Origin of the sequence: Vitiosangium sp. GDMCC 1.1324 (genome assembly GCF_003044305.1) — a bacterium.
GTDB lineage: Bacteria > Myxococcota > Myxococcia > Myxococcales > Myxococcaceae > Archangium.
On sequence record NZ_PZOX01000016.1, the window covers coordinates 221,978 to 234,575 of the forward strand.

At 67.5% G+C, this 12,598-nt stretch carries 10 protein-coding genes; 6 read left to right on the forward strand and 4 right to left on the reverse strand.

The features are described from left to right. Window positions 1–771: a TetR family transcriptional regulator gene (locus DAT35_RS37660; protein ID WP_108074103.1), complete on the reverse strand. Its 771-nt coding sequence runs from the start codon at window positions 769–771 to the stop codon at window positions 1–3. Between the two features lie 100 nt (window positions 772–871). Between DAT35_RS37660 and DAT35_RS37665 the strand changes: the two genes are divergently transcribed. From DAT35_RS37665 to DAT35_RS37675, 3 genes are all read left to right on the forward strand, one after another. Further along, entirely contained in the window at window positions 872–2,041 is a 1,170-nt protein-coding gene (locus DAT35_RS37665) for an FAD-dependent monooxygenase (RefSeq protein ID WP_108074104.1), read from the forward strand. Window positions 2,042–2,162: 121 nt separating this feature from the next. After that, on the forward strand, window positions 2,163–2,813 hold the full coding sequence (locus DAT35_RS37670) for a lipopolysaccharide assembly protein LapB (protein WP_108074105.1): 651 nt from the start codon (window positions 2,163–2,165) through the stop codon (window positions 2,811–2,813). A gap of 139 nt (window positions 2,814–2,952) precedes the next feature. Then, window positions 2,953–4,503, forward strand: coding sequence for a cytochrome B6 (locus DAT35_RS37675; protein WP_108074106.1), 1,551 nt, complete (start codon window positions 2,953–2,955; stop codon window positions 4,501–4,503). A 46-nt stretch (window positions 4,504–4,549) separates the two neighbouring features. Here the strand turns inward: DAT35_RS37675 and DAT35_RS37680 are convergent, their stop codons facing one another. Continuing rightward, window positions 4,550–8,275, reverse strand: coding sequence for a Calx-beta domain-containing protein (locus DAT35_RS37680; protein WP_146210060.1), 3,726 nt, complete (start codon window positions 8,273–8,275; stop codon window positions 4,550–4,552). 365 nt (window positions 8,276–8,640) lie between these two features. Between DAT35_RS37680 and DAT35_RS37685 the strand changes: the two genes are divergently transcribed. Then, complete coding sequence (locus DAT35_RS37685; protein ID WP_108074108.1) at window positions 8,641–9,507, forward strand: DUF3455 domain-containing protein; 867 nt, start codon at window positions 8,641–8,643, stop codon at window positions 9,505–9,507. Between the two features lie 190 nt (window positions 9,508–9,697). Then, entirely contained in the window at window positions 9,698–10,063 is a 366-nt protein-coding gene (locus tag DAT35_RS37690) for a VOC family protein (RefSeq protein ID WP_108074109.1), read from the forward strand. A 13-nt stretch (window positions 10,064–10,076) separates the two neighbouring features. Here the strand turns inward: DAT35_RS37690 and DAT35_RS37695 are convergent, their stop codons facing one another. Together DAT35_RS37695 and DAT35_RS37700 are read right to left on the reverse strand one after the other, a co-directional pair. After that, complete coding sequence (locus DAT35_RS37695) at window positions 10,077–10,952, reverse strand: NAD-dependent epimerase/dehydratase family protein (RefSeq protein ID WP_108074110.1); 876 nt, start codon at window positions 10,950–10,952, stop codon at window positions 10,077–10,079. 39 nt (window positions 10,953–10,991) lie between these two features. Then, window positions 10,992–11,579 (reverse strand): luciferase family protein, encoded by a 588-nt coding sequence (locus tag DAT35_RS37700; RefSeq protein ID WP_108074111.1) that lies wholly within the window; start codon window positions 11,577–11,579, stop codon window positions 10,992–10,994. Between the two features lie 114 nt (window positions 11,580–11,693). Between DAT35_RS37700 and DAT35_RS37705 the strand changes: the two genes are divergently transcribed. After that, on the forward strand, window positions 11,694–12,590 hold the full coding sequence (locus DAT35_RS37705; protein WP_108074112.1) for a LysR family transcriptional regulator: 897 nt from the start codon (window positions 11,694–11,696) through the stop codon (window positions 12,588–12,590). Window positions 12,591–12,598 lie beyond the last annotated feature (8 nt).

Genomic DNA, 12,598 nt, shown 5'->3' on the forward strand with positions numbered 1-12,598 from the left:
CTATCGTCTCAGTATTTCCGAGCCGAGATGCCGATAGACCGTGGCGCGTGAGACGCCCATCTCCTCGGCGATTTCCTCGGCGGTGGCTCCTTCGGCGTACATGCGCTGGGCCGTCTCGGCCATCTCCGGACTCATGGTGCTCGGCCGGCCACGGCGGGCACGAGCCGGACGCCTCGCCTGGCCGGCGGCTGGGGAGGCTGTCCGGTCCACTGCGCCGACTCGCGGCTCCTTGCCGCCCAACACCCGGCGCACGCCCCGCAGCACGCTGGCGCGCAGCGCTTCCGTCGGTGCGTCCGCGAACAGCACGACCGGATCCGCGAGCATCCCGATGACCTGGGCTGCCGTGACCTTGTCCGTGAAGTCGGGAGCTGGCCCTGCCACCAAGGCGTTCGCCCGCATCATGGCATCGCGGAAGCGCTCGAAGACGGGGGCGGCGGCGGCCATCGCCATGTCGTGCAGGTTCATCCGCAGCAGGCGCCGGTGGGTCAGCCACACCTCGAGCACCCCCTCGATGACGGCCCACCGCGCCTGCACGGGCTCCATGGCCCCGGTCGCGGCCAGCACGGTGTCCAGGTCGTCGAGCATCGGCTCCGCCAGCGCGCCGAGGAGCTCGGCCTTGCCGGGGAAGTGATAGAGCACCGCGGTCTTCGTCACGCCCACGCGTTCGGCGATCTCCCGGATCGACGTCGCGTGGTAGCCGCGGACGGCGAACTCATCGAGCGCCACCTGGAGAATCCGCGCCCGGGTGTCTGGCGGTGCGTCCTGACTCACCCAGCCGACGCTATCGGTTGACTGACCCGGGGACAAGGCTTATTGAATCTCCGCTGACCATTGGTCAGTGTCTCGGCTCGAGGGTCGCCAGGAGAGCGTCATGAACAATCGAACAGTGCTGATCTCAGGAGCGGGCATCGCGGGGCCGACGCTCGCGTACTGGCTCGCGCGGCATGGATACCGTCCCACTGTTGTCGAACGATCGGCGGCGCTCCGTTCCAGTGGAAGCCCGGTGGACGTCCGGGGCCGTGCCGTGGAGGTGGCCGAGCAGATGGGCGTGATGCCGCGGCTTCGCGAAGCCGCCACGGACGTCACGGGCATTCGCTTCGTCAACGCCACGGGTAGACACGCCGGCCGGATCGACCTCCAGGCCCTCCAGCGGGCCAGCGCGTCCCGGGACGTCGAGCTCCCACGTGGAGATCTCGCTTCGATCCTCTACCAGGCGAGCCGGGACAGCGCCGAGTACCTGTTCCACGACTCCATCGTGGGCCTGAGCCAGGACGAGGACGGCGTGAACGTCACCTTCGATCGCGTCCAGCCCCGCCGTTTCGATCTGGTGATCGGAGCCGACGGGCTGCACTCAGCGGTGCGCCGGCTGGCATTCGGGCCGGAGTCCGACTTCGTCCGCCACGCGGGCCTCTATGTCGCGACCCTGCCGCTCGAGGGGCACGTCGAAAGCGGGCGGGATGTCCTCATCTACAACGCACCCGGCAGGGCGGTCAGCATCCACCCTTCACGAGGCAGCCCCCTGGCGGCTTTCATTTTCAGAAGCCCGGCGGTGCCGGACTTCGACCACCGCGATACGGCGCAGCACAAGCGCCTGCTGATGGCCACGTACGCGGACGATGCCTGGCGGGTGCCCGAGTTGCTGAGCCGCGTGCGTGACGCCGCCGACCTCTACTTCGACTCCGTGAGCCAGGTGCGTCTGGACCCGTGGTGGCGAGGCCGGGTCGCGCTCCTGGGCGACGCCGCGTCCTGCGTATCGCTGTTCGGGGATGGCTCCACTCTGGCCATGGCGGGGGCGTTCACCCTCGCACAGGCGCTGGAGGCCAGTCCTGGCGACCACCGTCTGGCCTTCCGCAGGTACGAAGCCGAACACCGGAGGTTGGTGGACCCGAGGCAGCGGAGCGTTGGGCTCGCCGCCTCGCTCATCGTTCCAGCGACGCAGTCCGGAATCCTGACCCGGAACCTGGCCAGTCAACTGTGGCCGGTGGCAGCCGCCGCCGGCTGGCTGCGGAGCAGGCTCGTCCCTCACCGTGCGGCCGCATGAGCGGGTGGCGGCGGAAGGAGTCGAGCTCTTCGACACCTGCTCTCGCGCCCCGGCGGTGAGATTTTCCGCCCGCGTGGCAACTCGCTCATGAGGCGCTTCGTTGCGGTACCATGGGGGCACCATGCTCTTCGGAAAGAAAGAGCCTCCCTCGCGCTCGGAGCTGATCGCCGAGGCCGATCGCGCCCGCTCCAAGGGCAACCTCAAGAAGGCGATCGCGGGTTACCGCAAGGCGCTGGAGTTGGAGCCGAAGGATCCGATCGTCCACGGGAAGCTGGCGCCGCTGCTGGCCCGGGTGAACGAGCCCGAGGCCTCGCTCCAGAGCTTCCGCGCCGCGGCGCAGGGCCACCTGGACAAGGGCTTCTCCGACAAGGCGCTGGCCGTCTACACGCAGGCGGCGGAGACGTTCCCGGCCCAGGTGAACCTCTGGCAGCAGGTAGTGCAGATGTACCTGGCGCGGGGGCACCGCGCGGACGCGGTGCGGATGCTCCTGCGGGGCCGGATCTACCTGCGGCACAAGAACGAGCGGCGCGAGGCCATCACCTTGCTGAAGGAGGCGCTCGAGCTGGATCCCACGCTCTTCGAGCCCAGGCTGGATCTGGCGCGGTTGCTGGCGAAGCAGGGGCAGCGGGCCGAGGCGATGGCGCTCCTGGAGCCCATGGTGGGTGAGCTGCAGGGCGGGATGCTCCGACGGGTGCGAGAGACGATGTTGCGTATCTCTCCCAGCCCGGGGACGTGGTGGCGGTGGTTTCGTGCCGTGCTGCTGGGACGTTGAGGGCAGTGTCCTCGGTTGAACCCGAAACCAGCGTGCCCTGTCAGGTGCGCGGCAGCAGGGCTCGTTGGCTCATGAGTGGCGTTGTCGCTCGAGTGCCCTGACTGCACGCTCCGCCGGCCCATCCGCCAAAGGAGCGCTCATGCGCAACAGCCCATCACCCGTGCCGGTGGGGGCGGGAGTCCTCGTCGGTACCCTCCTGCTCACCCTCTCGATTGTCTCGTGGGCCCAGACTCCGCCCAAGAACGGCGCGCAGCCGCCACACGATGCGATCTCCGATTTCCAGACGCCGCGCGCCGTCCCGGAGGCCCGGCCGGAGCAGAAGAAGAACGATCACGACAGGTCGGACGCGTTCAGCGCGACGAAGGCGCAGCCGTCCTCGTCGGCTCTGAGCACCCAGCCCGACCAGGGCAAGGTGCTGGGCTTCGAGTTCTACCGGGACCCGCTCGATGCCAAGAAGCCCATGCAGAGCCCCGAGGAGCTCATGCAGGCGGACATGGCGGCCAAGGCCCAGGTCATGGCGGCGCAGCGCAAGCTCCTCGAGAGCCGTTACGAGCTCACCCCTCGTCTGGATCCGAGCGTCCGGATGACCCGGGGCAAGCCGCTCGCGGTGGGGCCCACGGCGCGGCTGCCCAAGGGCCTGGACTGGGACAAGCTCGCGAAGCTGAGTCCGGAGGCCATCCGCAAGGACAACCTCTTCCCATACCCGGCACTTCCGCACCCGAAGCACGCGACCGGCGGCATGGTCTTCCCGAAGATGCAGACGGCCATGTTCCCGCGGCTGGAACGCTTCGACGTGGAATACGATCTCCCCGAGGAGTTCCTCCCCGAGTTCCCGCCCGCGATGTTCCTGCAGAACCGCCCGGAGCTGGGTGACGTCTCGCGAGGGGAGGTGGTCTCCATCAACAACTTCTACCGGCTGTTCAAGGACATCCTCACCCCGGTCCAACTCGATGGCCTGCGCTTCCTCCTCATGCCGCTGCCCCAGGAGGAGTTCAACGCCACGGACGATCGCAAGTCCGTCAATCCCAGTCTCGGAGTGACGTGCTTCGACTGCCATGTGAACGGCCATACGACCGGCCAATTCCATCTCAACCCGGATGATCGTCCCCAGGAGCGCCGGCTCCGGCTGGACACCACCAGCCTGCGCGGGGTCTTCAACCAACAGCTCCACAGCTCCAAGCGCAGCCTCCGCTCGGTGGAAGACTTCACCGAGTTCGAGCAGCGGACCGCCTACTTCAACGGCGATCCCATCCACGCCATGAAGAAGGGGATGATCATCCTCGACCGCGTGCACGTCTCACACATGGCGCAGTTCCAGAACATGCTCGACTTCCCGCCCGCGTCGAAGCTCAACGTGCTTGGCCGGTTGGATCCAGCCAAGGCCACCGAGAGCGAGCTGCGCGGTGAGAAGGTCTTCTTCGGGAAGGGCCAGTGCGGCACGTGCCATCCGGCGCCGTTCTACCTGGACCACCAGATGCACGACCTGAAGGTCGAGCGGTTCCTCGACGAGGCGCCGCTGGGGTCCATGAAGACCTTCACCCTGCGCGGTATCAAGGAGAGCCCGCCCTACATGCACGACGGCCGGTGCCTCACGCTGGAGGACACGGTGGAGTTCTTCAACCTCGTGCTGGAGCTGAAGTTGACGAAGCAGGAGAAGGCGGATCTCGTGGCCTTCATGCGGACGCTCTGAGAAGAACCGTGGCGGGGCCCGCGTTGGGTGGGCCCCGCCAAGCCTCTCAATCGTTGTCCGCGATCGTCACGGTAGCGCTTGCCGTCCCGACGCTGTAGCTCGTGGTGGCCGGGAGGGTCACCACGACCGTTTCGCTCCCTTCCTTCACGGTGTCGTCGATGGGGGTGAGAGGCAGGTCCACCGAGGCTGTCCCCGCGGGGAGGAGCAGCGGCGAGGCGAGCGCCGCATAGTCGGTGCCCTGGCTGGCGGTCCCCGACACGGTGAAGGCGATGGAGAGGTCCACCTTCGGGGCCGGGATGGCCTTCACGGAGTACAGGCCCCCATTCGAGCCGGCCTCGGACGCGGAGGCATCCACCGCGGTGATGCGCAACTCCGGCTTCTCATCGTCGAAGAGGTTCACTGTCGCGGAGGTGCTCGTGGCGAGCTGATAGGCCGCGTCCGCCGCCAGCGTCACGGTGACGGCCTCCTTGCCTTCCACGAGTTCATCATCCACCGGTTGCACGTTCACCTGCGCCGAGGCCGCGCCCTCGGGAATGACCAGCGAGGTCGCGAGCGCCTGGTAGTCACTCGTGGCTGCCGCCGTTCCGCCGACCGTCAGCAGGACGGTGAGCGGTGCCGTGGTCGGTCCGGTGCGCGTCACGGTGAATGCCCCGGGGTTGGCCGGCTCGGCGGCTTCCGCGTCGCTCGCCGTCACGGTGACCACGGGAAGCTCGTCGTCCAGGAGCGACACGGTGGCCGACGTGGAGGTGTGGAGCTGGTACGTGGAGTCTTCCTGCAACGTCACGACGAGCGTCTCCTTCCCCTCGGTGAGGGCATCATCCAGGGCGGTGATGACGATGGACGCCGAGGCCGCTCCGGCCGGAATCGTCACGGAGCCGGGAAGGTCGGCGTAGTCCGCGCCCGCCGTCGCGGTCCCGCCCAGGGCATAACGGACCGTGAGCGCCGAGGTGGTGGCTCCCGTGCGCGTCACGGTGAGCTTCGCCGTGTCAGCGGCCCCTGGCTCGGAGGCCAGCCCGTCGGAGGCGGAGAGGGTGACGACTGGCAACTCATTGTCCAGCAGGGCCACGGTCCCACTCACCGTGGTGCCGAGCTTGTAGGTCGGGTCCGGCGAGAGGGTGAGCACCACCGTCTCCTTGCCCTCGATGGCCGCATCATCGATGGGGCTCACATCGAGGTTCACGGACGTGACGCCCGCGCCCAGCGTGACCGAGCCCGGGAGGGAGACGAAGTCGACGCCATTGGCCGCGGTTCCGGAGAGGGTGTACTGGACCGTGAGCACCTGGCCGGAGACGCCCCCCGAGCGGCTGATGACGAATCGGCCGGTGTCGGAGCCCGGCTCCGCGGCCGTGCTGTCCGAGGCCGAGACACTGAGCGTGGGTGCCAGGACATTGACGGTGATGGACGTGGACGAGGAGACGAGGCCGGCGGAGTCATAGGCCTTCGCGCTGAAGCCATAGCTGCCAGCCGCGAGCCCCTCCAGGGCGAACGAGAAGGGGGCACTGGTGACCTCGCCCACCTTCGTGCTGCCCTGGTAGAGCTCGACGCGGGCAATCGGGCCCTCGACGTCCGAGGCGGCCACCTCGAACGCAACCCTCGCCGGAGCGGCGAAGCTCGAGCCATGGGCCGGGGAGGTGATGCGCACCGAGGGGGCATCGTTCACCGGGGTGACGGTGAGGGTGATGGCAGCCAGGGGAGAGTCCTCCATGCCATCGTTCGCCTGGAACGTGAAGCTATCGGGCCCTGCGTAGTTCGCCTCCGGCAGGTAGAGCGGGCTGGGCAGGGAGCCCGTGAGCGAGCCATGTGCCGGCGGATCCACCAGCCTCAGCGAGAGCGCGTCGCCGTCGGCATCGAAGGCGGTGAGAGGGATGGATTTGGAGGAGTCCTCGGTCAGCGTGATGCTCTGGCTGTTGGCGAGGGGTCTGGCATTGAGGGCCACGTTCCAGTGCTGGAAGACGACGCCGCCGAGCCCATCCGAGACGGCAACTCGCACCGAGTGAGGCCCCACGGCCACCGGCGTGTAGAGGAGCGAAGACGTGTTGCCCTCCACGGGGGCGCCATCCACGGTCCACGAGAACGACAGCGGATGGCCATCCGCGTCCGTCGCCTCGACCTGCAATGGCACCGAGCCGCCCGGCCCGAGTTTGACGCGTCCAGCGGGACTGGCGCTGGTGATGACGGGAGGATGATTCGTCAGGGAGTAGTCGATGTGGGCCTCCCCGGTCGTGGCGTCGACCGAGAGCGGGGCGTCCATGCTGGAGACAGTCGTGCCTCCATTCGTGAGGTCCACGAGGCGGAACGCCTTCAGCGTGGCGGAGTCGCCGACGGTGTTGTCGCCGAGCCTGACGAGGAAGCGCTTCGCCTCGAGCGTGGAAGGGGCGATGTCCGTGAAGTCGAACACGAACGTGCCATCCACCGCCGAGGTGGTGGAGCCATTGAAGGCACGGGGTCCTCCGGCAAGCCAGAGGGACGTGATGTTCCAGACCGGCTTCGGGGTGCCACCGTTCCCCCCCGTGCCACCACCCTCGCTGCCTGCTGGCACACTGGTGCTCACATCCGAGAGGCCGAGGGAGAGGTTGATCTGATTGCGACGCGCATGATTGAGCGTCACCTCCGCCAGGAGCTTCGGTGTGTAGGAGGGCCGGACGGTGACGTGGTAGACCATGTCGCCGTGGAAGGCCGGGATGCGGCCCGTGCTGGGGCCACCGGCGACGGCCGACACCGACCGCAGCGCGTCATAGGCCAGCCACGTGAAGCCGGCCTCGTTCCAGCCGGTTCCCCAGGAGTTGGCGATGCGCAGTGCTCCCTTCTCGCCCGGGTCGACCACGTTGTTCTTGTTGATGTCGGTCCAGACCTCGTCGTCGTAGCCGACGATGGTCATCGCGTGCGAGCCGTTCGTGCCGTTGAGCCAGTAGTACACGGACTTGCCGGCGTACGCGTCATCATTGGGCGTGGCCGGATCGTTCTTGAGCGTGGTGGCCTGCCAGGAATTGACGTAGGTGCCATAGACGAGGACGTAGCCATTGGCCAGCAGCTCCCGGACGCGTTGCAGGCCATCGGCCGAGCTCACGCTGGAGATGTATTGGACTGGCTTCGTCCGGAACGTGAGGGCGCCGCGCCACACGGCCGGGTCGAGCGGCCAGGAGGTGTAGTTGGAGTCGTAGGGAATGCTGGCCCAGGTTGCCGCGCCCTGGTTCCCCAGAAGGCCGTATGCGCTGGTGATGTAGCTGCCCTGGTCGACGCCGGAGTTGATGAAGTTATAGGTCCACTTCGGGGAGAACAGCCGGCTGTTGTCGGTGTTGTGTTTGGCGTCCCAGCCATACTGGAGGGCGACGGTGTGGCTGAGCTGGTAGTAGGTCGTGGCCCAGGCGACGCAGGAGCCAATCGAGCCCTGGCTGCGGATGGGGGGGAAGAAGTCCAGGGTGCTGTTGTCGACGTGGGTGGGCAGTGCGCTCGCGGTGAAGGTCGCGACACCTCCAGGCGCGCGCTCGCCCGTCCCGAGAGTCTCCTGGCCCACCGCCACGGTGGCCGACGTGTCCAGCGTCCTCAGTCCCCTGGCTCGCCGGTGCTCGTTCATCCGCTCCAGGGCGATGCGGTTGGGCAGGACCTGGCGAACCTCCTGGCCCTGCTTCCGCAGCCGGTCGAACTCCTCTTGCGTGGGGGGTTTCAGGCCGGTGGCATGCACTTCGTTGGATGACTGGGCCCAGGCAGGTGTCCCGCTCGCGGCGAGTACTCCGCTGAGCAGCAATGCCTGCAATCGATTTCCGGATGACAAGGACTTCCTCCACGAAAGAATGATTTGAAAACAAAGCGAGCCGCGGAACTGTCTGGCGGCGCGCGGGAAGGCAAGCGCCGAGCCAGGGCCGGGTTCGGGACTCTTGTCTCGGGGACGCGGGGCGCGAGCCTCGTGAGACACCGTCCGGGTGTGGACATTCCTCCACAGATTGTGGGGGCGCGAGTCCACGGTCTGGGGTGCTCGAGGTCTTTCCTGTCGAATGAGAATGCAGGAGCGGCCCCGATTCGTCTGAGCAGGAGCGAACCGGGCCGAAGGGCAATGGACGCATCGCTTTCAAACGGTCAGCGGTTTCGTCCTTGTTTCCCTCCCGGCGTGGAAGCAAACCCGCCTCGAGGAGGTGGACCATGAAAGCCTTTTACGTCGGTGTCGTGCTCGCGGCGTCTGTACTCACAGGGTGCGACGATGCGCCGGAGACGCCATCGGACTCGGAGCGTGCCACCCAGGCCTTGGAGCAGATTGTCCGGTACGCTCCCACCAGCCTGCCAGCCAGTGCGCCGGATGAGTTGCTGCGGGTGACGCTCGGAGGCGTGTCGTACAACCTTCGCGAGCTGCTCAGCCGTCCCTCCGACTCGCGGCCCTCCGCACGCATCGTCGCTGCCTTTCACACCGTCGAGACTCCGTCGGACCCGCCGCCCTTTGGCACCAGCGCCACGGCGGTCTCACCGGACTACACGCGCTCGGCGCCAGCGGCCCAGGTCTACGAGTGCCGTCAGAACGGTGGCAGCTTCGCCTGGGTCCTCCTCCAGCCCGAGGCGGGCCTCGAGCCCATCACCACCCAGCCCGTCTCGGGACTGGAGACGCTCGTCTTCGATCACTTCCGCTACCCGGGAGGCATCGACTACGGCCCACCAGCGGGCACGCCCCCGGCTGGCCCCTCGTGGCGTGTCTCCGCTCCAGCGCTCAACCAGGGCTCACCCACCCTCGGGCAGACCCTCTTCGTCGGAGTGCTCGATGCCTCGGTCCCCAACGGTTCGGACAACGTCGCGCTGCTGCGTCTGGCCCAGGCCGCGCGCATCGACCAGGGTCTCCCATCCGATGTGTTCTCGAGGACCGTGTCTGACGGCACCCAGACGGGCTACGTGCTCCGGCTCGACACAGTGGGTGGTATTGCGCCAACCACGGGCTGCGATGGTTCCGGGGACGTGGGGAGCCGACAGCGGTCGCCGTACACCGCTGACTACTACTTCATCAACGTCTTCACGTCTCCGTAGCGGCTCCGCACGCTCCAATCACTTTCGAGTTGCAATACGGGGTGGTCTGCTCTAGTTTGCGCCCCGGTCGAAAAACGGCAGACCGGTTCGGTGAGCCCCGGTCACTCCCAGTGTGGGAGCCCTTGTTCCACCCTCACGGGCGAGAACCCACGGCCATCTCGAGGCACTCGTGTGTCTCCGGAGGCTCACCATGAAGCTCAATCATATCGATCTGCAGGTTCCCGACGTTCAGCGCACGGTTCTGTTCTTCGAGCGCTACTTCGACTTCGAGCTGCAATCGAATCGTGCGTCACCGGCCATCGCCATCCTCTCGGATCGCCAGGGCCTGGTCCTCGTCCTCCAGCGGCTCAAGAACAAGACAGACGCCTATCCCGAGGGGTTCCACGTCGGTTTCATCGTCGACAGGGAAGACCTCGTGCACGGGTTCCGCGAGCGCGCGAGCAGTGATGGATTGGAAGTCTCCGAGGTGATTCGCAACAACCGTGGTGTGATGGTGTATTGCAAAGCACCCGGAGACTTCCTGGTCGAGGTGAACTGCCGGCCCAGCGCTGGATGACGGGCGTCTGGGTTCAGCGTTGCGCGTAGGACCCGCGGCTGAGCTCGTCCAGAATGCCAGGCCCTTTGGGCACCCAGCCCAGGAGTTGCTCTGCCCGGCGGGCGGAGCACTTCTGGTCGAGCGCCAGCGCATCCGCGAACCCACCGAACTGATTCCGGGCCTCCTCCAGGGGCCAGGAGGCAGTCTTGCCTCCCTTGCCAGCTCCCTGGCTCGCCGCGGCGGCGATGTCCTTCAGCTTCACCGAGGATCCCTGCACGGCGAGGAGGACCGTGCCCGCGGGCGCCCGCTCGATGGCGCGCAGGTACAGGTCCGCCAGATCCTCGATGAACACCACGGGCCAGTGGTTCTCTCCGGGGCCCACGAAGCGAGCCGCACCTCCCTCGCGGGCGGAGGACACCAGCATCGCCGGGATGCCACTCGCGCGCCCGTAGACGATACCGGGACGGAGGACGATGCCTCGGATGCCCGGTGTGGAGAGCACCCGCTGCTCCACCGCCGGACGCCAGGCCACGAGCTTCGCCGGGTTCAGCGGGCGGGTCTCGTCCGCCACGGTTCCTCCCGTCTCGCCGTGCACCCAGACGCCGCTCGTGTACAGGAAGGCCTTTCCCGACCCCGCCATCCGCTCCAGCATCGCCGCGACGGCGGGCGCGTCCACGTCCTCTCTGTTGGCGGTCGCGGTCCAGATGACCGCGTCGACGCCCTGGACGAGCGCCGCGATCGTGGTGGTGTTCGCGAGGTCTCCGCGCACGGGCTGGATGCCGTGCGACCGGAGCTTCTGCTCCGCCTCATCCGAGCGGGCCAGCCCCTGGACCTGATGGCCGGCGCGAGTCAGGGACTCCGCTACGGCCGAACCGATGTACCCCGTTGCTCCAGTGACAAGGATCTTCATGATGACCTTCTTCTCTCCATGTTCAGGGTGATTCATCCATCAAAGCTGTGCCCCGGGCGCGCCGCGTGCCCACGCATGGGAGCGCAGAAGCAGTTGCCACACGACTTCCAGCTCGGCCGGGTCACGCGGCCCATAGACCAGGGGCGTTCCGGAGCGGGGATGGGGGACGCCCCAGCCTTCCTGGTACACCTGCTCGGCCAGTGCCGGAGGAAGCTTCATGTGCAAGCTGCCATCGTCCGCCGGGTGGATGTGGGCGAACTCGGTTCCGGCCTGGAAGGCCTCTCGGGGTCCTCTGGCCGCCTCCGGCCGGAGGACGAAGGCTCGAGCACCCGGGACGGAGACGAGGCTGGGGGCCACTTCCACATCCGGCAGGGCCGAGGCCCGGGTGAAGAGCTCCTCCTGGAGCGTGGGTGGTGCCTGCTGGGTCAGTTGCCTCTGCGCGAGCTGCGTCCCGGGAGGTGCATCGCTGACGCCCGGCGCGGATCCCTGCCTCCGGGACAGGCGGAAGGCCGGCTCCAGGCCCGGCACCTGGGCGCCGTGAGGGGGCTCGCTCCGGGCCGGGGTACAGGCAACCGCCTGGAGTAGCAGCGCGGTGAGCATCGTGAACGTCGGGCTCCTGGAGGGCATGGGCGTCGTCTTCTTTGAGGGGCGCTTCGTGCGCCTTCACGGAGTTTTTATGGGTGTTTCTCCTGGTGGACACAATCCGCTGAATCGAAAAGGATTGTTTCCAGGAGCGTACCAATGGAGGACGTCGGTCTCTATTTCGCCTTCGCCGAGGTGGTGCGGACCGGGAGCTTCACCGCCGCGGCCCGCTCGCTGGGTGTATCCAAGGCGACAGTCAGCAAGCAGGTCATGCATTTGGAAGACACCCTCGGCGTGCGGCTCCTTCACCGCACGACGCGCAAGCTGTCCCTGTCATCCGAGGGGGAAGCGCTGTACGTGCGGTGCCGGCGCATGGCCGACGAGCTCGAGGCGGCCAAGGCGGAGGTCCTGCGGCTGAGGGGCAAGCCACGCGGCCGGCTGCGCGTGAGTGTGCCCATGACCTTCGGGCTCCTGCATGTGGTCCCCGCCGTCCCGGAGTTCCTCGAGCGCTATCCGGAGATCTCCCTCGATCTCCAGTTCGATGACCGCATCGTGGATCTCGTCGAGCACGGCTTCGATGTCTCCGTCCGCATCGCGGAGCTCCCAGACTCGTCGCTCGTCGCGAGGAAGCTCACGTCCGTGCGGCGCGTGGTGTGCGCGACGCCCGAGTACCTGAAGCGGCACGGCACCCCCCGTGGACCCGAGGAGCTGCGCCAACACCGGTGCGTGCAGTATTCGTATCTGTCCACGGGGGCGACCTGGCGGCTGCGCGGGGCCGAGGGGGAGTTCCTCGTCCAGGTCACGGGTCCCCTGCAGGCCAACAGCAGTCTGGCCCTCAAGGCCGCGGTGCTCGCGCACATGGGGCTCGGGCAGTTTCCCCTGTTCGTGGTGTCCGAGGAGCTGCGGAGCGGCCGGCTGGTGACGGTGCTCGATGAGTATGCGCTTCCCGACATGACCATCTGGGCCATCCACGCGCCCGGGCGCACCGTGGCTCCGAAGATTCGTGCGTGGATCGACTTCCTGGTCCGCCGCTTCGCCAGGGAGATGGCGGGCTAGAGAACGCG